The following is a 24,872-nucleotide window of genomic DNA, read 5'->3' on the forward strand; positions in this document are numbered from 1 at the left end:
TCCCTCCGCCTATACCGTTCATTACATCACGTTTAGTGATCGATCACATTCTGCCGCCGCGAAAGAAAGCGCCCTTTTTCGCACCTAAAAAGTGATCGATCACTAAACGAGAGACCACCGGCCGCGACTCGTGCTCCGGCCGAACCGTGAACTTCCAAGGAGACCTCCCCCATGTCAGGCACCCAGCCAGACGCCCCACGCGTCCGCGTCGGAATTATCGGCGCCGGAGGCATCGCCACCGGCGCCCACATTCCGGCCCTCCGCACCCAGGCGCACCGCGCAGAAATCGTCGCCATCGCCGACGTCGACGCCGACCGGGCCGCAGCCGCGGCCGCCGAGCACTCCATCGCGCAGCACTACACGAGCGTCGACGCGCTGCTCGCCGGCGCCGAGCCGGATCTGATCGTGGTCTGCACGCCACCGGGCGCCCACCGGGACGCCGTCATGTCCGGACTGCGCGCCGGCGCGTGGGTCTGGTGCGAGAAGCCCCCCATGCTCTCCCTCGCCGAGTACGACGAGGTCGCGGCCCTCGAGGGCGAGCAGGGCCCCTACGCCGCTTACGTCTTCCAGCACCGGTTCGGCCCCGCCGCGAATCGCGTCCGCGCCGCCGTCGACGACGGCAGCCTAGGCGACCCGCACGTCGCGGTCTGCAACACACTCTGGTACCGCGGCCACGACTACTACGACGTCCCGTGGCGCGGGAAATGGGAGACCGAGGGCGGCGGCCCGGCCATGGGCCACGGGATCCACCAGATGGATCTGCTGCTCGACATCCTCGGGGACTGGACCGAGGTCACCGCCATCGCCGACACCCTGGACCGCGACCTCGAGACCGAAGACGTCTCACTGGCCATGGTCCGCTTCGCCTCCGGCGCCGTCGCCAGCATCGTGAACTCGGTCCTCTCCCCCCGAGAGACCAGCTACCTGCGCTTCGACTTCACCGACGCCACCGTCGAGGTCGAGCACCTCTACGGCTACGCCAGCACCGACTGGCGCTTCACACCGAGCCCGCACCTGGCCGCCGGCGGCGCGCAGGACGACGACGGCGCGCGCAAGGCGTCGTCGTTCTTCGCGGACGACGACGGCGGCGCGAGCTCGCACGTCAACCAGATCAGCGCCCTGCTCGACTCGATGGAGCGCGGCGAACGGCCACGCGCCAGCGGCGACGACGGGCGGAAGAGCCTCGAGTTCATCGCCGCCCTGTACGAGTCCGCCGAGACCGGCAGGACGGTCCGCCGGGCCGACCTGAAGCGCTCGGGACCCTACTACCTGGGCATGCACGACCCGGCATATACCTACCAGCGCATGCGCCGCGGGCAGCAGCCCGCCGCACCGTCCCGCACCGACACCTTGGAGGCCGCCCGTGGCTAACGCCGAGTACACCGTCAACGACCGCCACGACTCCGTCACCGTGACCGGCGGCGGCGTCGACCTGCTGACCTACGTCGTCCATCCCGACACGAAGGCCGAAGAGGCCCCGAAGCCGTACCTCTTCCCGCTGCGCTTCCTCGACGGCGGCGACGCCGCGGTGCGCCGCCCGTGGGACCACCGCTGGCACACGGGGCTGCAATTCACGTGGTCGCACGTGAAGGACCAGAACTTCTGGGGCGGTCCTACCTTCTCGACCGAAGGCGGCTACCAGATGCGGGACAACCTGGGCCGCATGGAGCACCAGGGGTTCGCCGCTCCCCCGATGGGCGGATCCGAGGTCGTCTTCGACGAGACGCTCACGTGGATCAACTCCCGCGGAGAGCACTGGTACGACGAGCACCGGGTCCACCGGCTGCACTCCCTCGACACCGAGCGCGGGCTGTGGTCGGTCGATCTGACCACGACGCTCACCAACGTCTCCGGCGAGACCCTGCCGATGGGCAGCCCGACGACGGCCGGCCGCGAGCAAGCCGGCTACACCGGGTGGTTCTGGCGCGGCCCGCGCTCCTGGACCGGCGCCCGCGTCGTCTCTTCGGAGGGGCTCGAGGGCGATGAGACGGTCATGGGGACGACGGCCGACTGGATCGCGATGCAGAGCGAACACGACGGGCTCGACGGCGGCGGCACCATCCTGACGTTCGCCGGCTCGTCGACGGCGGCGGTCGACGGAGAGTCCCTCGAGATCCCGGAGATCCGCTGGTTCGTGCGCTCGGGCGTCTTCGCAGTGATCAGCCCGTCGCCCGCGTTCTACGAGGAGATCCATCTGCCCCACGGCGGCGAGCTGACGCTCAGCCATCGCTACGTCTTCGTCTCCCGCGTGTGCGAAGACGAAGAGCTGAAGACCCTCGGAGCGGAGTTCGCGCTGTGAGCGGCGCCGAGCACCCCGGACCCGCGTCGGCCAGCCGTTCGCTGCCCGAATTCCCCGGTGGCACGTCCGTCTCCCAGCTGCGTGTGTACGACTGGGAGGCCGAGGACGGCTGCGCCGGTGGGACTCCCCACCTGCACACGCTCTCGACCGAGGCGTACGTCGTCACGGGCGGCAGCGGCGAGGTGCACACGCTGAGCTCCGACGGGGCCCGGGTCGACCCGCTCGAACCCGGCTCCCTGCTCTGGTTCACCCCAGGCACCGTCCACCGGCTCGTCAACCACGGCGGTCTGGAACTCAACGTAATCATGGCCAACGCGGGCCTGCCGGAGGCCGGCGACGCGGTCATGACCTTCCCGGACGAGGTCCTCGCGGATCAGGAGGCCTACCGGCGGGCGGTCACGCTGCCGGGCGAGGAGGAAGCACGGGCTGCAGCCGCCCGCACACGCCGCGACCTGGCGATGGAGGGCTACGCCCAGCTGCGCGACGCCGTCGTGCGGGAGGGCCCGGCCGCCCTGGGGACGCTGCACGCGCGGGCGACCGCGCTGGTGCAACCCAAGATCGACGCGTGGCGGGAGATCTTCGCCGCCAACGTCGAGGAACAGGTCAGGCGAACACGCGCGCAGATGGACGGGCTCGCCGCCGGCGACGGCACGCACCTGGCCGCCGGCGCCGTCGTCGCCGGCAACCCGCGGCCAGGCCCGCGCCTGTGGGGCATGTGCGGGCGGCTCGCGACCTGGACAGGCTAACCGGGCGCCTCAGACCTTATAGGTCAGGCAGTCCGCGTTGTCGATGCCCGGACCGACGTGGACTTCGGCGGCGGTGCACTGGAGGTGGTCGTTGAAGGCGCACTCGGCGCGCTGGCACGCACCGACTTCGGCGATCACCTTCGGCAGCCCACCGGACTGGCCGATGTCGACGAACGTCGCGCAGCTCGCGTGGTCCTGGCTTCCGCCGATCGTGATGCCGGCGGCGTTGCAGTGGGAGTGGTCGTTGAAGGAACAGTTCTCAACCGTGCAGTCGGCGACTGGCGGAGTGGCGTGCATGGCGGTCTCCTCACGTCTCTGACCCGGGGGCTTGTCCCGCTGCGGGCCGCTTGTCACCACCGTACGCCCGGATCTGCGGATCTTTTAGTGCTGATTTTCGCGCGTATTTCGCCCGCCGCGTGCGCCCCTTGTCATCCGGAGGTTGCACGCGGCGGGACGAAGTTCATGCCGGCGGCTGACGCGCCCGGCACGCCACGCCTGAGAAACTGTGAGCATGAATGAGATCGCTTACCACCGCATCCTGCGCGACTCCGACCGCCACCGCTGGTATAAACCCCTGCTGGTGCTGCTCATCGCCGGTGGCATCTACTTCGGCCTGATAGTCGTGCTGCTCCTGGTGATGTTCGCCGTCGCGCTCTCCTCCGAGAACGGCGCTGCCTTCTTCACGGACACGAATGCGCTCGAATCACTGATCAGCTTCAACACCCCTGCGGGGATCGCGTTCGCGCTCGTATCCGTCATCCTCATGTGGCCACCGGCGTCGGCCGCGATCCGGATGATCTACGGCCGCGGTACGCCCCGCCGGATCTCAGCCAGCCTGTTCTCCGTCGCCGGGAAGATGCGCTGGGGCCGACTGGGTCGCTACTTCGTCGCGGCTATCGCGGTCATCGGGGCGAGCATCGTCATCGACGTGGCCGTCAACGGCATACCGACGTGGTCCCTCGACGAGCGCGCCCTGCTCATGTTGGCGATCGCCCTCGGACTCGTCGCCTTCCAGGCCACGGCCGAAGAGGTCGTCTTCCGCGGCCTCTTCATGACCGCGATCGGCAGCTGGCTGCGCCACCCCGCCTGGGCTGTGCTCCTGCCGGTTCCGCTGTTCGTCATCGGCCATGCGTACGACGCCGTCGGGCTGACTGACATCGCCGTCTTCGCCATCGCCGCCGGTTATCTGACGGTCCGCACCGGCGGGTTGGAAGCCGCGATCGCGATGCACGTCATCAACAATGCCGCGGCGTTCGGATTCGGGATCGCCACCGGTGCCGACCTCGATGCGACGGAGGTCGCCCCGGCCGCCGCCGCGGTTTCCATCGTCACGACCCTTGTCTACGTCGCGGTGGTCGAGTGGATGGAGCGCCGCAGGGCCCGTACTGAGCCCGTTAGCCCTCCCGAGAACGCAGTGCTTCCCTCGTAGTCGCGCGTTGAAGGCTAGAGGATGAAGGTGGCCAACACCCGTGTAGTCGAGCTCGCGGGCTCCCTGCCTCAGGGCCGCGCACTCCCTATCCACAAATCGAATACACCTTCCAAAAATATCCACAGCCCATACCAAAAATCGTGGCCCTGTACTAAAATAGAGGCATGGCCATCACGCATCCCTCCGAGACCCCCGCCGCCGCTTCCGGCGCCGCGGGCCGGGTGCGCGAGGCCACCGAACACCTCAAAGGGCTCTGCCCCGAGGTCGGGTCCCTGAGTGACGCGGACCTCGTGCACGCCACGGGTGCGGTCGAGGCCCTGGGCCGGATCGTCGACGCCCTGCGCGTGCGCACCGCCGGGGAGATCGAGGACCGCTCCAGTAAAGGTCTGGGCGAGGACCGACTCTCGGCCCGGTACGGGTGCCGGACCGGGTCCGAGCTGCTCGAGCGCCTCACCGGCGCCCCGGGGCGCGAGGTCCGCCGCCGGGCCGGACTGGACACGCGGACCCGGGCCGGCCTCTCGCTGACCGGCGAAGAACTGCCCGCGCGGTTCCCGGACATCGCCGCCGCCCTGCACACCGGGAGCCTCGGCATCGAGACCGCCGAACTGCTCACCGGGATGCTCACCCGCGTCGCACCCCGGGCGGACCCGGGCGCAGTCTCCGCGGCTGAAGCCGCGCTCGTGGCCACCGCCACCACCACCGGAACGGACTCCGCCGGACAAGACTCGGCAACACGGGACCCCGCCGGACAAGACCCGGCAGCCGAAGACCACGACACCTCCAGCAGCGACCCGGAGGACTCCGCCGGCACGGGCGTGCCGGCGGCGACGTACGCGGAAGTCAAGATCCACACCCAAGTCTGGGAAGCGCACCTGGACCAGGACGGGCCCGACCCCGAGGCCTCACGCGCCACCACCCGACGGGGCCTAACCCTGGGCTCCGCCCGAGACGGGCTGATCCCGGTCCGCGGGAACCTGATGCCCGAAACCGCCGCCCAACTCACCCGGCTGCTCTCCGCGTACCTGAATCCCGCAGCCCGCCACCACGACACCGACCCGAACCCGGAAACCCACGCTGGAGCCACCAAATCCTCCGGCGCGCCGGTGGTGGTGGATGAGCGCACGCCCGCGCAGAAACGCCACGACGTGCTCGCCTCCATCCTCACCGCCGCCGCACGCGCCGCCGAGACCCCTTCACTGGGCGGGGACGCCGCGACCCTGCTCGTGCACATCACCGCCGAAGACCTCACCGATCCGGCCGGGAGCGCGACCCTGGACGGCATCGACATCCCCGCACCCGCCCGGATCGCCCACCGCATCGCGTGCGCCGGGGCCATGCAGAAAGTCCTCTTCGACCGTGCCGGCCGCATCGTGGCGCTGGGCACGAAGGAACGAGTCTTCAACGCCCACCAGCGCCGGGCCATCACGGCCCGCGACGGCGGGTGCGTCATCCCCGGGTGCACGATCCCGGCCTCCTGGTGCGAAATCCACCACGTGCACGCCCACGCCGAGAATGGTCCGACGCACACCGACAACGGGGTGCTGCTCTGCTGGTTCCACCACCACCATCTCGAGACCTCCGGCTGGGACATCCGCATCACCGGCGGAGTCCCACACGTGAAAGCACCACCCTGGTACGACCCGAGTGGCACATACCGTCCGGCGGTCAACGTGGTCACCCGTCGCGGCCGGCATCACCGGACCGAACCACCACCAGTGGCACCCGAAGCCGAGGGGACACCGAAACCTAGCCCGCTACCGACCCCTGCCCCCGCCCCGGACCCAAGCCCGAACGCGAACGCGAAGAAAAACAAGCCAACAAGTCAGAGCCCTGACCCAGACGCGTGCGTGGGCGGCCGTGACGAGAACAGTCCTCCGGTCCGGAACCCGGGCGTGAGCGACAGAGAATTCGAGGCCCGCTGGGACGCGGAGACCGCACGTCCGTACGCGATTGAAGAAGGCATCCCGACCTGCTGGGATCCAACCACCGGACAGAGCCCTGAAGAGGCCGCCGAGGAACGCCGGCGACGATGGAACGCAGCAGACGACGAACCACCCTGGTGAACCCGAGCACCAATGTCGACGACGGTGAGTCTCCGGAAGCGCTGGAGGCGTGTGGCCGTCTAGACCCAGGGGCCACCAGGCAGATGGTCGAACACCAGCGAGGTCTGCGTCGAGGCGACGGCCGGGTTCGCGGAGAGGTGGTCGAGCACAAACTGGCGGACATCGTTCGAGTCGCGCACGGCCAGATGGATGACGAAGTCGTCGGTGCCACCGAGAAAGAAGAGCTGCGTGACGCCCTGCTGGACGCGGATCTCCTCGCTGAACGTGGACATCGTATGCCGTGCGCCGGGACGGATCCGCACGAAAATGAGCGCCTGGAGGGCACGGCCGATCCGCTCAGGATCTACGTCGAGCGTGAACCGACGAATCACCCCGGACTCGCGCAGCGCGTTGACTCGGGCGAGGCACGTGGACGGAGCGATACCGAGCTCGGTGGCCATGGAGTTGTTGGCCCGGCGCGCATTCTCACCGAGCATCCGCAACAACTTCCGGTCGGTCTCGTCGAGCACCACGGGATCGGGCCGAACATCATTCGTTGTGACGGGCATCTCATGCCTCCCAGACCGTAGATAATCTCTAGTTAGTGCAATTCTAGCGAATATTCGTCGAGAAAACAGCGGCGAACCCGCATTTATCTCTACGCTAGTGGGAGCACACAGTCGCCCCAGGCGTTCCCAACAAGGCCGCTCCGGGACTACGATCACTACACCCGCAAGAGGAGCAAACGCCATGATCATCGGTGTTCCGAAGGAAATCAAGAACAACGAGTTCCGCGTCGCCATGACGCCGGCAGGCGTCTCCGAGTTCGTCGCCCGCGGCCACGAGGTCGTCGTCGAGGCCACCGCCGGCCTCGGCTCCGGCATCGCCGACGAAGACTATGTGGCGGCCGGGGCTCGTATCGCACCCGACGCGGATTCCACGTGGGCCGACGCCGACATGATCATGAAGGTCAAGGAGCCGATCGCCGCGGAGTACCACCGCATGCGCCGCGACCAGATCCTCTTCACCTACCTGCACCTTGCCGCCTCGCGCGAGTGCACCGACGCCATCGTCACCGCGGGCTCGACGGCCATCGCGTACGAGACGGTCACCGCTGGCCGCGGCCTGCCGCTGCTGGCGCCGATGTCCGAGGTCGCCGGGCGCCTGTCCGCGCAGATCGGCGCCGTGCAGCTGCAGCAGCCCAACGGCGGCTCGGGTGTCCTGATGGGCGGTGTGCCCGGCACCCGCCCGGCCAAGGTCGTCGTCATCGGCGGCGGCGTCGCCGGCGAGAACGCCGCGAACATCGCCGTGGGCATGGGTGCCGATGTCACGATCGTCGACATCAACCTGACCCGCCTCAAGGAGATCGATACGGCCTACGCGGGCCGCATCAAGACCCTGGCCTCCTCGAAGCTCGCGATCGCCGACGAGGTGGCCGCTGCCGACCTCGTCATCGGCTCCGTGCTGATCCCGGGTGCTGCCGCCCCGAAGCTCGTCACCAAGGACATGGTCGCCGCTATGCGCCCGGGCTCCGTGCTCGTGGACATCGCGATCGACCAGGGCGGCTGCTTCGAGGGGTCGCGCCCGACGACGCATGCCGAGCCGACCTTCAAGGTGCACGACGCCGTCTACTACTGCGTCGCGAACATGCCGGGCGCCGTCCCGCAGACCTCGACCGCCGCCCTGACCAACGCGACGCTGCCGTACGCCCTGCGCATCGCGAACAAGGGCTGGAAGGTCGCCCTGCGCGAGGACTCCGGCCTGGCCAACGGCCTGAACGTGCACGCCGGCCAGGTCACCTTCAAGTCGGTGGCCGAGGAGTTCGAGCTCGCCTACCTCGCGACCGAGGACGTCCTCGCCTAACCCTTTCGCGATGACGAGTGGCCGCCCGAACTCTGGTTCAGGCGGCCACTCGTCATTGCGCTGCACAACTCAGGGCACGGACTTGATCCGATAAACGAGGGCAGCCGCCACGAGGCCGATTGCCGCCGCCATCACGAACATGGTCGTGTAGCCGCCGAGCCGCGTCACCGCGAGCCAGGCCAGGGTCGGCGCGACCACCTGCGGCAGCGTCGCCGCTATGTTCACGACGCCGAGGTCCTTGCCCCGCGCATTCGCGGAGGGCAGCACCTGCGTGATGAGCGCGAAGTCGACGGCCAGATAGGCGCCGAACCCGATGCCGAGCACTGCGGCGGCGACGATCGCGGCCGGCCAGACCGGGAAAAACGCCAGGATCAGGGCCGCCAGCGCGATCAGGACCGAGGATCCGGCGACGAAGATCTTGCGCCGCCCGCCGGAGGCGTCGCTGATCCGGCCCGCGATCACCGCCGAGATCAGCACCATGATCGAATACAGGCCAGTCAGCACGAGCACGCCCCCGGCCGGGTTCTCGTGGCCGATCTCGTCCTTCAGGAAGAAAAGCAGGTAGACGATCGTCAGCTGGTTCCCGACGAACATCAGGAACCGGGTGAACCACGCCCAGCCGAAGTCGGGGTGCTTGCGCGGGTCGATCCAGAATCCCCGCACGAACGTACCGAGGGCGAATTTCGGGGCCAGACCGCGCGGCAGCACGGGGTCGTCGCGCCAGATCAGGTACGGGACGACGGCGACCGCGAAGACGGCAGCACACAGGCCGTAGCCGAGCCCCACGTTGCCGCCGATCACGAACCCGATCACCGCACCGCACAGGATGCCGATCGTCTGGCCCATCGCGCCGAGCCCCCCGATCGAGGCCCGCTGGCCGATCGGCGCGCGGTCCGGCACCGCGGCCGCGATCGTCGAGTACGCCGAGTTCACCCCCGCCTGCACTACGCACCACCCGACGACCAGGGCGAGCACCGCCGTCGTACCCGTGACCTCGGTCCCACCCACCAGGGCGGAGACCGCCGCGAGGAACGCGAGGGCGACGACGGCGACCACCATCCCTCCGAAAACCCACGGGGCGCGGCGTCCGAACCGGCTCGACGTCCGGTCCGAGAGGGCCCCGGTGAGCGGGTTGGCGATCAGCGCGACGGCGGCGCCGAACGCGGTCACGAGCGAGAGGATGCCCTCCTTGGCGGCCGGATCGATCGCCTCGGCCTGCAGGCCGAGCAGCACGTTGATCGGCGCGTACAGCACCGCGTTGATGCCGAGATTCACCAGCACGACGCCAGTGATCCACTTGGCGCGGACGTTGACCGTGGGCTCGGCCAGGGCCTCGGGAACGGAGGCCGCGCCGGAGCCATGCACGGCGTCGTCGGACGATTCGGGCGCCGGGAACTCGACGGGAGGGTGCGATGAAGTCATGGTGCATTCATCGTATGCCGCCCGGCGGCCCGCACCGCCTTCCGCACCCGTTTGCGGTAGAGCTTCTTCATACCGTCGGCCGGACGGATGGGCGCGGGCCAGCGGGGCTCGAGCGCGTCCCCGAGCGTCACGCCGCGCATACGGCGCCCGAACATCGGCAGCACCCACTGGCGCACCCACTCGACCTCGCGGCTGGCGAGCTGGACCGGGCCGAGCCGTTCGCGGGGTCCGAACGGCTCGAACTCGAGCTGGTGCCGGATGCCGAGCTGGTTGAGGATCTGGATGGCCATGTACCGGTGACCGGCGCGGTTCATATGCAGTTTGTCGGTGTCCCACATGCGGCGGTCGTAGTAGACCTCCCAGGTCCAGTAATCCACGAGCTCGATCCTCTCCGGGTGCTCTCGTGCGAGCCGGCGGACGTGCTCGTTGAACGTCCAGTTCCTGCGTTTGAACGGTTCGAGCAGCGGGTGCAGCGGCACATCGAACCCGGTGAAGAGGAGGATGCGCGCTCCCGATTCGAGAAGGCGCTCGACGGCGCGGGTGTAGTCGTCGAGCAGCCGGTTCATGTCCTTGCGCAGCTCGAGGATGTCGTTGCCGCCGGCGTAGAAGCTGATGATGTCCGGATTCATCGTCAGGGCCGGTTCGATCTGTTCCTCCACGATGTGTCCGAGCCGCCGGCTGCGGATCGCCAGGTTCGCGTACCGCCACGTCGGGTCCGCTTTGGAGAGTTGTTTGGCGACCCGGTCCGCCCAGCCGCGCACCCCGTTCGGCAGCCGCGGGTCCCAGTCGCCCACACCTTCGGTGAAGGAGTCTCCGATCGCAACGAACAGCCCGGCCATGCTTTCAAGACTGCCGAGTCGAGGCGTCCGCGAGGCATCGGGCGGGCGACGGGCTCGTGAACAAGCGCGCGGTACGACGACGGCGGGGGCCGCTGTCGTCGTCCACCGCCATCGCGCCGTTGCACGTGACGACTTCCACTGGGGCGGCGACCTCAGGCGGTGGCGATCCGGTAGGACTCGTCGAGCAGCTCCCCCAGCTCGACGGCGTCGATGCGGGCCAGGCGCACGAGGACCAGTTGAGGCGAGCGCTCGTGGTGCGTCGTCCAGAAGTAGGTCTCCGGCGCCGTCCCCGCGAGCGCCTCGCGCTCCGTGGTCTTCACGGTCAGCACGCCGTCCTCCCACATCCGGGCCACCATCGTGCGCGCGAACCACGCCGGGTTCCCCCAGCTTGAGCGCTCGCTCACGCCGGGGAAACCCAGGCAGATCACCCGGACGTCCTGCTCTGTGGCCATAGTCCTACTGTGGCACTCGGGCCCCAGCGGGGCAACGAAGGCTCCTGCGGGAGGTCCCCTATTCGGCAGCCCGCTGCGCGCCGACGACGGCCGAGGTGCCGAGATCGCTGCCGACGAGTGGCTCGCCGGCGCCGAGAGCAGCGGTCCAGGCGCTCGTTGTCCCGACGCCGGCCCAGTTGGAGTTCAGCAGGGTCATCAACGTGGTGTGCACGGTCTGGGCGTCGACGGATCCCGCCTCGTTGGCGAGGTTCACGGCACCGGTCGCGTCGGAGAGCACCTCCGTGGAGAAGCCAAGGCCCTCAGCCTCGACAGCCGAGGCGAGAACACAGTTATTGGTCATGTAGCCGATCAGGGTTACGGTGTCGACGCCCCGCGCGCGCAGCCAGTCGGCCAGGCCCGTCCCGGCGTAGACCGAGCCGTACCCCTTGACGATACTCTTCCAGGCGCCCGTGCGGCGCGCCTCGACCTCCGGGTGCAGTTGGAATCCCGGCTGCTCCGGGTCGAACACCGGTGCGCCCGCGCCCATGCTGTGCTGCACGGCGACGACGGGAACGCCGGCCGCGTTCGCTGCGTCGATCGCGGCCGCGATCCGCGGCACGGACTCCGCGTGGGGCGGGTACTGGATCTCCAGCGGACCACCGAAGTAGTCCTGCTGGACGTCGATGATCACGAGTGCGCGCTGGGGCGTTGGCATATCTGACTCCTTGAGTGGTGCGCGGCTCTGCCGCGCGGCGGGTGCTTCACCTCCGATTCTTCCGGCGTCCGGAACGGCCGGCGAGTGGCATGAAGGACTATGTACGATGGATTCACGCCAATCGGAAGGAGACCGCCGTGCGCATAGGCATTTTCGCCTTCACTGGCATCACGATGTTCCACCTGTCGGTGCCGCAGATGGTCTTCGACGAGGTCTCCAGGCTGGGACTCGCCGACTGGGAGACCTTCCTCTTCGCGGAGGAATCGGGCACGATCCGCACCGCGGAGGGGTACGAGATCTCCGGCCTGCACGGCCTTGCCGACGCCCGGGACGTCGACGTCCTCGTGGTGCCGTCGTGGTTCACGGACGGCCGACCGGCGGGCGGCGACGTCCGCGAGACTCTCCGCGGTGCGCACGAGGCCGGCGCCGTCGTCGTCGGACTCTGCCTCGGCGCCATCCCCGTGGCCGACGCCGGTCTGCTCGCCGGCCGCGACGCCGTCACGCACTGGGATGCGTTCGACCTGCTGGCCGCCCGGCACCCCGAGCTGGAGCTCGACGAGTCCGTGCTGTACATCGACCACGGCGACGTCCTGACGTCCGCGGGCACCGCATCCGGGCTCGACGCCTGCCTGCATCTGGTCCGCAGCCGGCTCGGCTCGGCGGCCGCCAACCGCGTCGCGCGCGCCCTGGTCATCGCACCGCACCGCGAGGGCGGCCAGGCGCAGTACATCGAACGTCCGCTGCCGGATGATTCGGGCGACGACCCGATCTCCCGCATCACGCAGTGGGCGGGCCGGCATCTGGGCGAGCCCTTGACGATCGGACAGCTCGCGGCCCGCGCCCATCTGAGCACGCGGACTTTCGTGCGGGCCTTCCGTGCCGCAACTGGCACGACGCCCGCCGCCTGGGTTCGTTCCCGTCGGCTCGACGAGGCGCGCCGCCTGCTGGAGACGACTGACCGGCCCATCGACCTCATCGCCGCCGACTGCGGCTTCAACAGTGCAGTCACCCTGCGCCAGAATTTCACCGCGGCGTTCCAGATCCCACCGTCGCAGTACCGGCGCCGCTTCCGTTCCTGACGGACGGCACGGGACGCCGACGGCGCGTGCCGCGTGCCGTCGTCGTCCCGTGTCTGGCCTGACGGGACCTAGATCTGGATGCCGAGTGCCCAGCCGCCGAGGGCGTAGACCGCCACCGTGATGAGCACGACGCCGATGAGGTTCAGCCAGATGCCCCCGCGCAGCATGTTGCCCATCGTGATGTAGCCGGAGCCGAAGACGATCGCGTTGGGCGGGGTGCCGACCGGCAGCATGAAACTGCACGTCGCGGCCATGGCGCCGGGGATGAGGATGAGCAGCGGGTCGATGCCGATGGCGATCGCGACGCCGCCGAGGACCGGAAGGAAGGTCGCCGCCGTCGCCGTGTTGCTCGTCATCTCGGTCAGGAGCAGGATGATGAGGCAGACCGCGGCGATGAGCAGGAAGGCTGGAAGCACGGCGAGCCCGTCCATCTTCTCGCCGAGGTACTCGCTCAGGCCGGTCTCGCTGACGGCCACGGCAATGCTCAAGCCGCCGCCGAAGAGCAGCAGCACGCCCCACGGGATGCCCTTCTGTACCGAGCTCCAGTCCAGCACGCCCTGGATCTTTCCACCTGGCTTGCGCTTGGCGGCGGGCAGCAGGAAGAGGATGAGCCCGGCAGCGATCGCGATCTGCGCGTCGGAGAGGTTCGCGAGCATGGGGATCGACTCGGAAACGGCCTGAATGCCGACGAGCGGCTCCCGGAAGACCCAGAGGAAGGCGGCCGAGACGAAGACGACCAGCACGCACCATTCGGCCTGGGACATCTTGCCCAGGGCGTCCAGCTCACGCCGGATGATGCTCCGGCCGCCGGCGACGGAGCCGAGGTTGGACGGGAACACGAATCGGGTCATGACGAACCAAGCGACGGCGAGGAAGACGGCGGCGAGCGGGACGCCGAGCTTCATCCAGTCGGCGAAGGAGATCGTGAAACCGTACGTCTCCTCGACGAAGCCCGCGAGGATCAGGTTCGGCGGCGAGCCGATGAGCGTGGAGAGGCCGCCGATCGTCGCCGAGTATGCAACGCAGAGGACCAGGGCGATGCTGAACCGCTTGGATTCGCGCGGATCGACCTTCTCATCCTCGTTGACGAGGTCGAGCAGCGAGAGCGCGATCGGCAGCATCATGAGCGTCGTGGCCGTGTTCGAAACCCACATGCTCAGGAACGCTGTGACGACCATGACGCCGAGGATGACCTGGTTGGGCTTGGTGCCGAACCCGAGCAGGGCCACGAGCGCGATGCGCTTGTGGAGATTCCACTTCTGCATCGCGATGGCGATCATGAAGCCTCCCATGAACAGGAAGACCGTCGGCGACGCGTAGGGGCTCGTGGCTTCGGCTGTTTCGAGGATGCCGAGCAGTGGCAGGGCGACGATGGGGATGAGCGACGTCGCGGCCAGTGGGATCGCCTCGGTCATCCACCACGTCGCGACCAGCGCGACGACGGCTGCCGTCAGGCGCATCTCCTCCGCTGCCGCGCCGTCGAGGCCCATGAGCAGGTAGACACCGACGGCGAGGACCGGTCCCAGGATCCTGCCGATGAGGATGCGGCCCTGCGAAAGCTGCTCGTCGCCGGCTCCCGGGCGCTTTCCTGCCGATCGCGCAGCGTCGGCGGACCTGTCGCGCGCGTTCGTCGGCCCGCCGGGCGGCGAGGTGGACGAGCTGGTGGTCTCGGTGGTGTGACTCATCGTCGAATCTCCTGAGGGTAGGCGTGCAATCCCTAGAAGTGTGTCTCAGCTCACGTCACACGCCCCGCTTTCGTTCATAAAGAACACGCCAGCCCGGATGCTGGGCACGAGAAACGCCGGCGGGGCCCGGGATACCTCCGGGCCCCGCCGGCGTTCGGGGATTCGCCTGTTAGGTCAGGCGCTCGTTTTCGTCGTCGGCTCCGTTGGGCTCCCCGCCCTGGTCCAGATACTCCTGGGAGGACTCGAACTCAGGGGTGTCGAACGTCTGCCCGCCGAGCGGGTCCTTCTGCTCGCCCACGATCGAGATGGCGCCCGTCGCCGGGTCGACGACGGCCGCCGCTGGATCGACGTGGCGGAACGAGATCACCTGGCTCACCGACTCCTCGCCGGGTTCCGTCTTGCCGCTGCTGGAGAACCCGGACAGGGCCGCGGAGGCACCCGAGATGCCACGGAGGAAGCTGGACTTCGACTTTACGTCCCCGGCTGTCGCCCCGGCGCTGGATTCGCCGCCGTCGGACCCGTTGGTCGTGATGACCTCCATGTAGCTCGGCATCGAGGCCACGTCGTGGCGGAAGGCCCGGGTCAGCGAGATACACGCCAGCACCAGAATGATCGAGAACGGCGCCGCGGTTGCGATCGAGAGTGTCTGCAACGCGGTCAGGGCCACACTGCCGCCGATCACAAGCAGCACGGCGGCCGCGATCCCTTCCAGCGACGCCCAGTAGATGCGGGTCGACTTCGGGGTGTTCGTGCTACCGCCGCTGGCGAGCATGTCGATCACGAGAGACCCGGAGTCGGAGGAGGTCACGAAGAAGAACACGATCACGACCATTGCGATGACGCTGAGCACCACCGTGAGCGGGAACGCGTCGAAGAATTGGAAGAGCGCCGTCGTACTGCTCACGGCCCCGTCGGTGAGCATGTCGACCGTGCCCTCGCGCTGGAACAGGATCGCCGAGTCGCCGAAGATCGTGAACCAGATCAGGCTGACCAGCGTCGGAGCCAGCAGCACGCCCACGATGAACTCGCGGATCGTCCGGCCGCGGGAGATGCGGGCGATGAACATGCCGACGAACGGCGCCCAGCTCACCCACCAGCCCCAGTAGAAGATCGTCCACCCGGCCTCCCAGCCGTCCGTGGAGAACGGGCCCGCGTGCAGCATCGTCTCGGGCAGGATGCTCAGGTAGTTGCCCAGGTTCTCGGGGAACGCCTTGAGCAGGAAGATCGTCGGTCCCAGCACGAAGATGAACAGCGCCAGCAGCGCGGCGACACTCATGTTGAAGTTCGAGAGCCACTTCAGGCCCTTGTGCACACCTGAGACCACGGAGAGCGTCGCGATCAGGGTGATCGCGGCGATGATCGTGATGATCAGCCAGTTCGAGGACTCGGCCCAGCCGAGGAACTCGAGGCCGCCGATGATCTGGCTGACGCCGAATCCGAACGAGGTCGCCACGCCGAAGAGGGTGCCGACGATCGCGACCGTGTCGATCGCGTGCCCGATCCATCCCTCGACACGCTCGCGTCCCAGCAGCGGTTCGAGCAGCCAGCGCACCGCCAGCGGACGGCCGCGACGGAAAGTCATGTACGCCAGTCCCAGGCCGACGATCGCGTAGATCCCCCACGGGTGCAGGCCCCAGTGCAGCATCACGACGCCCATCGACGTGTTCACCGCGTCCGTCGTCTCGGCTTCGACCCCGTAGGGCGGGGTGATGTAGTGGCTGAGCGGTTCGGCGACGCTGAAGAACACCAGGCCGATGCCCATGCCGGCGCTGAAGAGCATCATGAACCAGGAGACGATCCCGAACTCGGGCTGTTCGTCGTCGCGGCCGAGCCGGATGCGGCCGATCTTCGAGACCGCGAAGTAGATCGCGAAGGCCAGGAAGATGTTCACCGCGATCACGTACCACCAGCCGACGCCGTCGGAGATCGCAGCGTTGAGCTCCCCGGTGGCCTCCTCCAGTGCGTCGCCGGCGACCCGGCTGAAGACCACTGTGGCGATGAGCAGCGCGAAGATCACGATCGACGCGGGAATGAACACCGGTTTCAGAATCTTCGATCTGGAGGCGGGACCCGCCTTATGTTCCGTGGGTGCGGAGGACATATCGATACCTCTTTCGTCGTGGTACTCGCAGGCGTGTCGACGTTGTACGAATCTCACCTGCGAACCTAGCACGACGTGAAATGGATCTCACCCCTTCATTGCTGGCCCCGCGCCCGAGACGGCTACTCCTCGACCGGCGGCGCCAGAATCACGTTGGTGCCTCTGGCCTCGAACTCCTGACGCTGCTCGACGGTGATGCCGTCGTCGGTGATGAGATTGCCGAAGGTGTAGCCACTCATCGTGGCGAACGACCGCACGCCGATCTTCGACGAGTCCGCGACGATGTACGCTTGCCCCGCCCGCCGGGCGAGCAGCGAGTTGACCGCAGCCTCGCCCTCGTCGTTGACCGTGGGCCCGATCTCCGGGTCGAGCCCGTTGACCCCCACGAAAGCGAAGTCCAGCGCCACCTGCTGGAGGATCGACGTGGCGTAGGGGCCGACGAGTTCATAGGAACGCGGGCTGAGGATTCCGCCGGTGACCATGATCTTGATGTTGGGCCGCACCGCGAGCTGGGACGCGATGTTGATCGCGTTGGTCACGACCGTGAGCGTGGGTTTGTTGGACGGCTCCATCAGGTCGCGCCGCGTGGCCAGCACGGACGCGATCGCCGTGCTCGTGGTGCCTCCGCACAACCCGATCACCGCGCCGCGGGGGATGAGCCCGCTGGCCGCGTGGGCGATGGCTCGCTTCTTGGCGGCCTGCTGGTCCTTCGAATAGCGCTTGGGCAGGTCGTAGGCGACCGTCTCGCTCGTCGCGCCGCCGCGCGTCCGGGTCAGGAGCCGTTGCGCGGCCAGGTGGTCCAGATCACGCCGGGCGGTGGCCGGCGAGACCTCGAGCTTGTTCACGATGTCCTCGACTTCGACCTGCGTCGATTCCGCCAGCAGATCGAGGATGGCGTTGAGCCTCTCGGGCCTCTTCATGTGTGCGATCCTCCATCGTTGTCATCCGGCCCGCCGGCGAAGAGCCGCAGCAGCCGGGCCGCCTCGGGGACCAGCCCGTCGCGCCCCGCGCGCAGGTACTTCCTCGAGTCAACCATCTTCCCATCGGATTCCAGCGCCGCGCGAACACCCCCCGTGAAAAAACCGTTGAGGTGCGTCGAGACGTTGATTTTCGTCATCCCGGCCCCGATCGCCTCGACGAGGCTCTCGTCGGGCACTCCGGAGGAGCCGTGCAGCACGAGCGGGACCGGCACGCGAGAGCGGATCCGCCCGATCAGCTCCACGTCGAGCCGCGCCGTGCGCTCCCGCATCGCGTGTGAGGAGCCCACCGCGACGGCGAGCGCATCGACGCCCGTCTCCGCGACGAACCGCGCCGCCTCGTCAGGGTCCGTGCGCACGCCGGGCGCGTGGGCACCGTCCTTGCCGCCGATCTCCCCGAGCTCGGCCTCGACCGATGCGCCGGCCGCGTGGGCGTAGCGGACGACGGCGGCGGTGGCGGCGACGTTGTCCGCGTAGGCGAGCGCGGCGCCGTCGTACATGACCGAGGAGAATCCGAGATCGATCGCCTCGCGGGCCAGCGCGGCGTCCTCGGCGTGGTCGAGGTGCACCGCGACGGGCACGCCGGCGGCCTCGGCCGCGGCGATCGTCGCGAGGCCGATCGGCCTGAGCGAGCCGTGGTAGCGCACGCAGTTCTCGGAGATCTGCAGGATGACGGGCAGCCCCGCCTGCTCGGCGGCGGCGACGAGCGCCTCCGCCGTCTCGAGGTGGAGGACGTTGAATGCCCCGATGCCGCGGCCGGCGGTGCGGGCGGCGGCGAGGAGCTCCAGGGTGGAGATACGGGTCATGAGTCGGCTTTCGTCGCGTCGGGAAGGGGCAGGCGCTCGATGCTGGTGCGCGCGAGCAGCTGCGGGTGGGTCGGGTGGATCTCGCCGGCGCCCGGCATGAGCACGGCCGCGGCCGCCCACGCCGAGGCGCGCGCGACGAGTTCGCGCGGGTCCTCGTTGCCGGCCGCGAGAAGGGTGGCGATGGCGGCGACGGCGGCGTCGCCGGCTCCCGTGGGATTGCCGGCGAGCACCGCGTCGAGCCGGGCCACCCACACCGCACCCGGGTCGTGCGCGCTGTAGAGGCGCATCCCGGCCTCGCCGCAGCTGACGAAGACGTGTCGCACGCCCGCGTCGAGCAGCACGACGGCGGCCGCGTCCAGGTTGGCGCGGCCCGTCGCCGCACGCAGTTCGTGCTCGTTCGGTTTCAGGGCGGTCGGGCCGGCGGCCGCCGCCCGCACGAGGGCCGGCCCCGAGGTGTCGACGACGCACGGAACGCCGCGCCGGGATGCCCGGGCGGCCAGGTCCGCGTAGTACCCCTCGTCGGCCCCGGCGGGCAGGCTTCCGGATCCGACGAGGCAGTCCGCCTCCCCCAGCGCCGCATCGATCCGCGCGGCGAGTTCGTCCCATGCGGCATCCGGCAGTTCGCCCCCGGGTTCGTTGAAGATGCTCGTGGCGCCGTCGGCCGTGTCGTGAAAGGCCATCGTCCTCCGGGTCGGCACGGTCGTTGCGACGGTCCGCGCCTCGACTGTGCTCCCGCGCAGCCGGGCGAGGAATTCGTCCCCCGTCGCTCCGCCGACCGGAGCCAGGACGATCGCGCGGTGGCCGGCCTGCGCGGCGACGCGGGCGACGTTGACGCCCTTGCCTCCGGCGCGCACGAGCGGGGCGCCGACGCGGTGCGTCTGCCCGGGGGTGATTCCGGGGACCGTGTAGGAGAGGTCCAGCGCGGGATTGGGGGTCACGGTCGCGATGGCAGTGCGGGCCGCGGCGTCGGCTGCGCTCATCGTCCGCTCCCCGCGAGCAAGTCGCCGGCCCGCAGGCCGGCACCGATGAGCCCGGCGTCAGGCCCGAGCTCGGCGAAGAGCAGCCGCGGGCGCCGGTGGATCGAGAGCAGGGAATCGAGGCTGCGCTGCAGCGGGGCGCGCAGCTGCTCGCCGGCGGCCGAGAGGCCCCCGCCGATGACGATCGCCTCGGGCGCCAGGACGGAAACCACGTGGCTGAGCCCGTAGGCGAGGCCGCGCACGGCGTCGTCGACGACGGCGGCCGCGAGCCGGTCCCCAGCGGCGGCGAGCGCGAACACCTCCCGCGCCCCGTCGACCTCCCGCCCGGAGGAGCGGGCGTAGCGCCGCGCGATGGCTCCCGCCGAGCCGACGGTCTCGAGGCATCCGCTGGCCCCGCACGGGCAGTCGGCCCCGCCGGGAACGGAGGCGTGCCCGAGCTCGCCGGCGTATCCCCCGCCGGAGACCCGGCGACCGTCGCTGAAGATCGCGGCGGCGACGCCGGTGCCGATGATCGTCACGACGACGTCTGCGTACCCGCGTGCGGCGCCCAGGCGGAATTCGGCCTCCCCGGCCGCGCCGACGTCGTGCCCGAACGTCACCGGCAGGCCCGTCGCCGCGGCGACGCGCTCGACGAACGGGTAGCCGGACCAGCCGAGATTCGCGGAGTAGATGCCCACCCCGGCGGCCTCGTCGACGAGGCCGGGCGCGATCAGGCCGATCGCGCCGATCCGGGTTCGCGGTCGGGCCGCGCGATGCTCGGCGAGCAACCGGGCGACCTGCGCGACGACGGCGTCCCCCGCGGCGTCCGGGCCGTCGCCGACAGGCCGGTCCGTGGGTGCGCGGCGGACGTCGAGCAGCTCGGACCCGCCGGTCGCGAGGGCCGACTTGGTGTCCGTTCCGCCGACGTCGACGGCGAGCACCGCCGCACCCGGGTCGGCCCCGCCTTGGGGGTTGGGCTGCACGACTCAGCCCTCGAGGATGACGGAGCGCGTCAGGCTGCGCGGGCTGTCCGGGTCGAGGCCGCGCGCGAGCGCCCGGTCGAGCGCGATCCGGTGGATCCCGGCGAGCGCCGCCAGCGGGTGCGCCCCGGCACCGACGAAGGTGGCCTCGGTGGCGGCGACGTCGTCGGACAGCCCGTCGACGTCGTCGCCGAGGAGCCAGACGACGCGGCCCGGCGCCGCGATCGAGATCGGGCCGTGGCGGTACTCCATGGCGGGGTAGGACTCGGTCCATCCCTGCACGGCCTCGCGCATCTTCAGCCCCGCCTCGTGGGCGAGGCCCACGGTCCAGCCGGTGCCGAGGAAGGTGAACTGCTCCGCTTCCAGGAAGACGGCGGGGGTCTCCTCGGCGAGAACACGGGCGGCCTCGTCGGCGGCCGCCTCGACGTCCTGCCCGAGGGAGGTGAGCAGATAGACCAGCGCCGACGTCGCGAAGCGGGTCTGCACAACCGACTGTTCGTCGGCGTAGGGCAGGGCGACGACGGCGTCCGCGGCAGCAGTCGCGGGCGAGGATACGTCGCCGACGAGGACCGTGGTGGGAATCCGGCCGCGGTAGCGGCGCAGGAGCTCGAGGACCTCCGTGGTCGTGCCCGAGCGGGTGATCGCGACGACGGCGTCGTAGCCCCGGGCGACGAGGTCGGGGGCCTCGGACGCGGCGAAGGCGTCGGTCAGGCCCCGGCCGCCCGTCTCGCGGGCCACGGCGTAGGAGTGCGCCATGAACCACGAGGTGCCGCACCCCACGACGGCGACGCGGGCGCCGTCGTGCGGCAGGAGGTTCTCCTCGCGGGCCTGACGGCTCGCGCGCCGCCACAGCTCCGGCTGCGACAGGAGTTCGCGGCGCATGTGTGCGCCGGGCTCGGATGGGTTCTGCTGCTGCATGGTGCCTCACTTTCAGCTGATGACCACAACTGCATGATCTGAACTAGTTTCGATCACCATACGTCACTATGTGTGAAACGCAAAAGCCTCCCGTTCTCCGCGCAGAACCTTCTCGCTTGGCGCTGGATGCGCGGATTCGGCCCTTGACAGTGCGACGTGGATCACGTCATGATAATCATCATTCGGTGAACCAGAGTGATTGCAAACGACCAACTGCTGTCATGAAAGATCACTACTCGCACGTTGGAAAGAGGAAAACATGAAGTACATCCGACGCACTGCAAGCGTGGCCGCCATCGCGGCCGCCAGCCTCGCACTCTCGTCCTGCGGGTTCGGCGGCTCCGGCGGCGGCGGTGGCGACGCCGACGGCGCCACGACGCTGGACATGCTCGTACCGACGTATTCCGAGGGGACGAAGGGTCTCTGGGAAAGCGTGATCGCGGACTTCGAGGCGGCCAACGAGGACATCAAGATCAACCTGCAGGTCGAGTCGTGGGACAACCTCGAATCGGTGCTCAACACGAAGATCCAGGCGGGCAGCGCCCCGGACATCTACAACGGCGGCGCCTTCTCCGGTTTCGCCTCCGAGGGCCTGCTCTACCCGGCCGAGGAGATCGCCTCGGCGGAGACGCTCGCCGACTTCCAGGAGTCGTTCGCGGCCAATGAGGAGGTCGAGGGCACGCAGTACGGGCTGCCACTCATCGCCTCGGCCCGTGCGATGTTCTACAACACCGAGCTCTTCGAGGAGGCCGGAGTCGACGCGCCTCCGACCACGTGGGACGAGCTCTACGACGCGGCCGAGGCCATCACCGAGGAGACCGGCAAACCCGGCTACGGCATGCCGCTCGGCTCCGAGGAGGCCCAGGGCGAGGCCCTGATCTGGTTCGGCGGCAACGGCGGCGGCTACGGCGACGAGAACACGATCACCGTCGACACCCCCGAGAACGTCGAGGCGGCGGAGTTCATGCAGAAGATGATCGACGACGGGCTGACCCAGTCCGATCCCGGCTCCACGCAGCGCACCCCGATGCTCAACGTGTTCTTCCAGGGGCAGATCGGCATGGTCTACGGACTGCCGCAGAACGTCGGCCAGATCGCCGAAGAGTACCCCGACCTCGAATACGGCATCGCGCAGGTCGCCACGGCCGACGGCTCGCCGGCGACCCTCGGCGTCGCCGACCGCCTCATGGCATTCGAGAACGACGGCGACAAGGCCGAAGCCATCACGCGGTTCATGGACTACTTCTACTCGCAGGAGGTCTACACGAACTGGGTCGAGTCCGAAGGCTTCCTGCCGACCACCAAGTCCGGTTCCGAGGCGCTGGAGGGCGACGAGGACCTCAAGCCGTTCCTGGACATGCTCCCGGACGCCGTCTTCTACCCGACGACGAACCCGAACTGGAGCGCGACGGACGGTGCGATGAAGAGCCTCTTCGGGCAGATCGGCCAGGGCAAGGACCCCTCCGACGTCCTCGGCGAGATCCAGCAGCGGGCCGACCGCGGCGCCAACTGAGACCCCCGGTGGTGGAGGCGGCCCGCCCGCCTCCACCACCGCCGTCGTGCCTCCCGCCACCGAGAGATGAGAACAACCTCATGAGCATCACCCAGTCCCGCGCCACCACGGTGCGCAAGGGGAGCCGGCTGCAGAACCGGGAGGGCCTCCCGGCCGCCCTGCCCTGGATCCTGCCGGTCCTCGTCCTGATCTTCGCCATCGTCGTGTTCCCCGCCGGGTACATGATCTACAACTCCACGCGGAACATCAGCCAGAGCGGTCTCGACCTGGGTCCGGCCGGCCTCGACAACTTCGCCTTCGTGTTCTCGGACCCGAACCTGCCCCGGATCCTGCTCAACACGGCGGTCTGGGTCCTCGTGGTCGTCACGCTGACCGTCCTGCTGTCGATGGCCCTCGGACAATTCCTGAACAAGCCCTTCCCGGGCCGCACCCTGGTGCGCATGGCCGTCGTCGTGCCGTGGGCTGCGAGCGTCGTGATGACGACGACCGTCTTCTACTACGGCCTCGAGAACACCTACGGCATCTTCAACAAATTCCTCGTCGACGTCGGGATCCTCGCCTCGCCGTTCGGGTTCACCAAGAGCGCGATCCCCGCGTTCGCGGTCGCGATCATCGTCGCGGTCTTCGTCTCGATCCCCTTCACTACCTACACGATCCTGGCCGGCCTGCAGGCCGTGCCCGCCGACGCGATCGAGGCGGCCCGGATGGACGGGGCCGGTGCGGCGCGGATCTACTTCTCGGTGGTCCTGCCGCAGTTGCGCGGGGCGATCATCGTCTCGATCCTGATCAACATCATCAACGTCTTCAACAACCTGCCCATCCTGAAGATCATGACCGGCTCCGTTCCCGGCTACGAGGCGGACACGCTCATGACCTACATCTTCAAGGTGCTGCAGTTCGACCGCCAGATCGACGTAGCCAGCGCGCTGAGCGTGCTCAACTTCGGCATCGTGATCCTGATCGTGGCCGTGTACGTCAAGCTCGTCAAGCCCATGAAGGAGGACTGACATGAGTGCAGTCCAGACGCCGTCCGCCGCGAAGCAGGCCCCGTTGAAGATCCGCAAGAAGCGCTACGGCGAAGACCAGGTCAGCCTCCGCCGGATGAGCACACGCGTCGTCATCGGCGTGCTCGTCGCGACCGTCTTCCTGGTGCCGTACGCCGTCATGCTCGTCGGTTCCTTGAAGACCCGCAGCGAGATCCTCTCCGTCCCACCCATGTACTTCCCGGTGGACACCCTGAACTGGTCCAACTACGCGACCATGTGGGACACCCCGGAGACCCCGCTGCCGTACAACCTGGCGACGACAGTCATCATCGCGGTCTGCTCGACACTGCTGGTGCTGCTCGTGGCGACGCCGGCGGCCTACTACACGGCCCGGTTCAAGTTCCCGGGCAAGCTGGCGTTCCTGTTCCTCGTGATTGTCACCCAGATGCTGCAGCCGGCCGTGCTGACCGCGGGACTCTTCCGCGAGATGCTCGTCCTCGGGATCAACGACACGTGGCTGGCGATGATCCTCATCAACGCGGCCTTCAACCTCTCGTTCGCGCTGTGGATCATGCACAGCTTCTTCGCGAACATCCCCAAGGAGGTCGACGAGGCCGCGCAGATCGACGGTGCCGGCAAGCTCACGGTGCTCCTGCGCATCAATCTGCCACTCGTGTGGCCCGGCATCGTCACCGCGGTGATCTTCACGTTCGTTTCCGCCTGGAACGAGTTCGCCGCGGCCCTGGTGATCATGACGACAGCGGAGAACCAGCCGCTCTCCGTCGCGCTGACTAAGTTCATCGGCCAGTACGCCACCTCGTGGCAGTACGTCTTCGGTGTCTCGATCGTCTCCATCATCCCGGTGGTCATCCTGTTCGCGCTCATCGAGAAGCGCCTCATCGGCGGGCTGACGGCGGGCGCCGTCAAGTAGCCGCGGAGAGACGCCGTACGACGACGGCCCGGGACCCAGCCGATTCCGTTGGGTCCCGGGCTTTGGCGCGTCCGGGCGGGGAAGCAGCGCTGCGGGCGAGAAGCAGCGCTGCCGAAGAACGGCACGGGGCGGCCCGCGGAACGGTGGCCGTCCC

At 68.9% G+C, this 24,872-nt stretch carries 23 protein-coding genes; 10 read left to right on the forward strand and 13 right to left on the reverse strand.

Annotation, left to right across the window (positions count from 1 at the left end; all coding sequences use genetic code 11):
• Positions 1-171 precede the first annotated feature (171 nt).
• From EV380_RS11860 to EV380_RS11870, 3 genes are read left to right on the forward strand one after another with little or no spacing between them, the layout of a single operon-like run.
• Positions 172-1,371, forward strand: a complete 1,200-nt coding sequence (locus tag EV380_RS11860) for a Gfo/Idh/MocA family protein (protein WP_130451313.1) — start codon at positions 172-174, stop codon at positions 1,369-1,371.
• Positions 1,364-2,299, forward strand: a complete 936-nt coding sequence (locus EV380_RS11865; RefSeq protein ID WP_130451314.1) for a DUF6807 domain-containing protein — start codon at positions 1,364-1,366, stop codon at positions 2,297-2,299. The genes EV380_RS11860 and EV380_RS11865 overlap by 8 nt, the downstream gene beginning before the upstream one ends.
• Positions 2,296-3,045 carry a cupin domain-containing protein gene (locus EV380_RS11870; protein ID WP_130451315.1) on the forward strand — a complete coding sequence of 250 codons (750 nt, stop codon included), beginning with the start codon at positions 2,296-2,298 and terminating at the stop codon, positions 3,043-3,045. The genes EV380_RS11865 and EV380_RS11870 overlap by 4 nt, the downstream gene beginning before the upstream one ends.
• Before the next feature lie 9 nt (positions 3,046-3,054).
• Here the strand turns inward: EV380_RS11870 and EV380_RS11875 are convergent, their stop codons facing one another.
• Positions 3,055-3,342, reverse strand: a complete 288-nt coding sequence (locus EV380_RS11875) for a DUF1540 domain-containing protein (RefSeq protein ID WP_130451316.1) — start codon at positions 3,340-3,342, stop codon at positions 3,055-3,057.
• A 214-nt stretch (positions 3,343-3,556) separates the two neighbouring features.
• On the opposite strand from EV380_RS11875, the gene EV380_RS11880 reads away from it, so the two are divergent.
• The gene (locus EV380_RS11880; protein ID WP_130451317.1) at positions 3,557-4,474 is read left to right on the forward strand and encodes a CPBP family intramembrane glutamic endopeptidase; all 918 of its coding nucleotides are present in this window, start codon (positions 3,557-3,559) and stop codon (positions 4,472-4,474) included.
• A 164-nt stretch (positions 4,475-4,638) separates the two neighbouring features.
• Positions 4,639-6,537 (forward strand): HNH endonuclease signature motif containing protein, encoded by a 1,899-nt coding sequence (locus tag EV380_RS11885; RefSeq protein ID WP_130451318.1) that lies wholly within the window; start codon positions 4,639-4,641, stop codon positions 6,535-6,537.
• Positions 6,538-6,596: 59 nt separating this feature from the next.
• Here EV380_RS11885 and EV380_RS11890 read toward each other — a convergent pair whose 3' ends face one another.
• Positions 6,597-7,085: an Lrp/AsnC family transcriptional regulator gene (locus tag EV380_RS11890; protein WP_130451319.1), complete on the reverse strand. Its 489-nt coding sequence runs from the start codon at positions 7,083-7,085 to the stop codon at positions 6,597-6,599.
• A 181-nt stretch (positions 7,086-7,266) separates the two neighbouring features.
• On the opposite strand from EV380_RS11890, the gene ald reads away from it, so the two are divergent.
• Complete coding sequence (gene ald / locus EV380_RS11895) at positions 7,267-8,379, forward strand: alanine dehydrogenase (protein WP_102159588.1); 1,113 nt, start codon at positions 7,267-7,269, stop codon at positions 8,377-8,379.
• 69 nt (positions 8,380-8,448) lie between these two features.
• Here ald and EV380_RS11900 read toward each other — a convergent pair whose 3' ends face one another.
• The 4 genes from EV380_RS11900 to EV380_RS11915 all read right to left on the reverse strand — a co-directional run bounded on the left by EV380_RS11900 (position 8,449) and on the right by EV380_RS11915 (position 11,786).
• Complete coding sequence (locus EV380_RS11900) at positions 8,449-9,801, reverse strand: MFS transporter (RefSeq protein WP_130451320.1); 1,353 nt, start codon at positions 9,799-9,801, stop codon at positions 8,449-8,451.
• Positions 9,798-10,640 (reverse strand): SGNH/GDSL hydrolase family protein, encoded by an 843-nt coding sequence (locus EV380_RS11905; protein WP_130451321.1) that lies wholly within the window; start codon positions 10,638-10,640, stop codon positions 9,798-9,800. Before EV380_RS11905 ends, EV380_RS11900 begins: the two co-directional genes overlap by 4 nt.
• 152 nt (positions 10,641-10,792) lie before the next feature.
• A complete protein-coding gene (locus EV380_RS11910) occupies positions 10,793-11,092 on the reverse strand; it encodes an MmcQ/YjbR family DNA-binding protein (RefSeq protein WP_130451322.1) in 300 nt (99 codons plus the stop codon).
• Positions 11,093-11,150: 58 nt separating this feature from the next.
• Complete coding sequence (locus tag EV380_RS11915; protein ID WP_130451323.1) at positions 11,151-11,786, reverse strand: isochorismatase family protein; 636 nt, start codon at positions 11,784-11,786, stop codon at positions 11,151-11,153.
• Positions 11,787-11,923: 137 nt separating this feature from the next.
• Between EV380_RS11915 and EV380_RS11920 the strand changes: the two genes are divergently transcribed.
• Positions 11,924-12,865 carry a GlxA family transcriptional regulator gene (locus tag EV380_RS11920; RefSeq protein ID WP_207219410.1) on the forward strand — a complete coding sequence of 314 codons (942 nt, stop codon included), beginning with the start codon at positions 11,924-11,926 and terminating at the stop codon, positions 12,863-12,865.
• Positions 12,866-12,933: 68 nt separating this feature from the next.
• Here the strand turns inward: EV380_RS11920 and EV380_RS11925 are convergent, their stop codons facing one another.
• The 7 genes from EV380_RS11925 to EV380_RS11955 form a co-directional block, all read right to left on the reverse strand.
• The gene (locus EV380_RS11925) at positions 12,934-14,550 is read right to left on the reverse strand and encodes an SLC13 family permease (RefSeq protein ID WP_130451325.1); all 1,617 of its coding nucleotides are present in this window, start codon (positions 14,548-14,550) and stop codon (positions 12,934-12,936) included.
• A 169-nt stretch (positions 14,551-14,719) separates the two neighbouring features.
• Positions 14,720-16,588 (reverse strand): BCCT family transporter, encoded by a 1,869-nt coding sequence (locus tag EV380_RS11930; protein ID WP_242607603.1) that lies wholly within the window; start codon positions 16,586-16,588, stop codon positions 14,720-14,722.
• A gap of 185 nt (positions 16,589-16,773) precedes the next feature.
• Positions 16,774-17,571: a DeoR/GlpR family DNA-binding transcription regulator gene (locus EV380_RS11935; protein WP_130451327.1), complete on the reverse strand. Its 798-nt coding sequence runs from the start codon at positions 17,569-17,571 to the stop codon at positions 16,774-16,776.
• Complete coding sequence (locus EV380_RS11940) at positions 17,568-18,434, reverse strand: class II fructose-bisphosphate aldolase (RefSeq protein WP_130451328.1); 867 nt, start codon at positions 18,432-18,434, stop codon at positions 17,568-17,570. The genes EV380_RS11935 and EV380_RS11940 overlap by 4 nt, the downstream gene beginning before the upstream one ends.
• Complete coding sequence (locus EV380_RS11945; protein WP_130451329.1) at positions 18,431-19,414, reverse strand: 1-phosphofructokinase family hexose kinase; 984 nt, start codon at positions 19,412-19,414, stop codon at positions 18,431-18,433. Before EV380_RS11945 ends, EV380_RS11940 begins: the two co-directional genes overlap by 4 nt.
• Complete coding sequence (locus EV380_RS11950) at positions 19,411-20,373, reverse strand: ROK family protein (RefSeq protein ID WP_207219412.1); 963 nt, start codon at positions 20,371-20,373, stop codon at positions 19,411-19,413. Before EV380_RS11950 ends, EV380_RS11945 begins: the two co-directional genes overlap by 4 nt.
• A gap of 3 nt (positions 20,374-20,376) precedes the next feature.
• Positions 20,377-21,288, reverse strand: a complete 912-nt coding sequence (locus EV380_RS11955) for an SIS domain-containing protein (protein ID WP_130451330.1) — start codon at positions 21,286-21,288, stop codon at positions 20,377-20,379.
• 259 nt (positions 21,289-21,547) lie between these two features.
• On the opposite strand from EV380_RS11955, the gene EV380_RS11960 reads away from it, so the two are divergent.
• From EV380_RS11960 to EV380_RS11970, 3 genes are all read left to right on the forward strand, one after another.
• Positions 21,548-22,801, forward strand: a complete 1,254-nt coding sequence (locus EV380_RS11960) for an extracellular solute-binding protein (RefSeq protein ID WP_130451331.1) — start codon at positions 21,548-21,550, stop codon at positions 22,799-22,801.
• An 80-nt stretch (positions 22,802-22,881) separates the two neighbouring features.
• Positions 22,882-23,808: a carbohydrate ABC transporter permease gene (locus EV380_RS11965; RefSeq protein ID WP_130451332.1), complete on the forward strand. Its 927-nt coding sequence runs from the start codon at positions 22,882-22,884 to the stop codon at positions 23,806-23,808.
• Position 23,809: 1 nt separating this feature from the next.
• Complete coding sequence (locus EV380_RS11970; RefSeq protein ID WP_207219414.1) at positions 23,810-24,718, forward strand: carbohydrate ABC transporter permease; 909 nt, start codon at positions 23,810-23,812, stop codon at positions 24,716-24,718.
• The last annotated feature ends 154 nt before the right edge of the window (positions 24,719-24,872 follow it).

It is taken from the genome of Zhihengliuella halotolerans, assembly GCF_004217565.1.
Lineage (GTDB): Bacteria > Actinomycetota > Actinomycetes > Actinomycetales > Micrococcaceae > Zhihengliuella > Zhihengliuella halotolerans.

Excerpts from the sequence above, each read along its gene's own strand:
- ald (WP_102159588.1), top strand. The coding sequence starts at position 7,267 with ATGATCATCGGTGTTCCGAAGGAAATCAAGAACAACGAGTTCCGCGTC.
- EV380_RS11970 (WP_207219414.1), top strand. The coding sequence starts at position 23,810 with ATGAGTGCAGTCCAGACGCCGTCCGCCGCGAAGCAGGCCCCGTTGAAG.
- EV380_RS11940 (WP_130451328.1), bottom strand. The coding sequence starts at position 18,434 with ATGACCCGTATCTCCACCCTGGAGCTCCTCGCCGCCGCCCGCACCGCC.
- EV380_RS11925 (WP_130451325.1), bottom strand. The coding sequence starts at position 14,550 with ATGAGTCACACCACCGAGACCACCAGCTCGTCCACCTCGCCGCCCGGC.
- EV380_RS11890 (WP_130451319.1), bottom strand. The coding sequence starts at position 7,085 with ATGCCCGTCACAACGAATGATGTTCGGCCCGATCCCGTGGTGCTCGAC.
- EV380_RS11905 (WP_130451321.1), bottom strand. The coding sequence starts at position 10,640 with ATGGCCGGGCTGTTCGTTGCGATCGGAGACTCCTTCACCGAAGGTGTG.
- EV380_RS11955 (WP_130451330.1), bottom strand. The coding sequence starts at position 21,288 with ATGCAGCAGCAGAACCCATCCGAGCCCGGCGCACACATGCGCCGCGAA.
- EV380_RS11880 (WP_130451317.1), top strand. The coding sequence starts at position 3,557 with ATGAATGAGATCGCTTACCACCGCATCCTGCGCGACTCCGACCGCCAC.
- EV380_RS11910 (WP_130451322.1), bottom strand. The coding sequence starts at position 11,092 with ATGGCCACAGAGCAGGACGTCCGGGTGATCTGCCTGGGTTTCCCCGGC.
- EV380_RS11915 (WP_130451323.1), bottom strand. The coding sequence starts at position 11,786 with ATGCCAACGCCCCAGCGCGCACTCGTGATCATCGACGTCCAGCAGGAC.
- EV380_RS11960 (WP_130451331.1), top strand. The coding sequence starts at position 21,548 with ATGAAGTACATCCGACGCACTGCAAGCGTGGCCGCCATCGCGGCCGCC.
- EV380_RS11945 (WP_130451329.1), bottom strand. The coding sequence starts at position 19,414 with ATGAGCGCAGCCGACGCCGCGGCCCGCACTGCCATCGCGACCGTGACC.
- EV380_RS11860 (WP_130451313.1), top strand. The coding sequence starts at position 172 with ATGTCAGGCACCCAGCCAGACGCCCCACGCGTCCGCGTCGGAATTATC.
- EV380_RS11885 (WP_130451318.1), top strand. The coding sequence starts at position 4,639 with ATGGCCATCACGCATCCCTCCGAGACCCCCGCCGCCGCTTCCGGCGCC.
- EV380_RS11875 (WP_130451316.1), bottom strand. The coding sequence starts at position 3,342 with ATGCACGCCACTCCGCCAGTCGCCGACTGCACGGTTGAGAACTGTTCC.
- EV380_RS11965 (WP_130451332.1), top strand. The coding sequence starts at position 22,882 with ATGAGCATCACCCAGTCCCGCGCCACCACGGTGCGCAAGGGGAGCCGG.
- EV380_RS11935 (WP_130451327.1), bottom strand. The coding sequence starts at position 17,571 with ATGAAGAGGCCCGAGAGGCTCAACGCCATCCTCGATCTGCTGGCGGAA.
- EV380_RS11900 (WP_130451320.1), bottom strand. The coding sequence starts at position 9,801 with ATGACTTCATCGCACCCTCCCGTCGAGTTCCCGGCGCCCGAATCGTCC.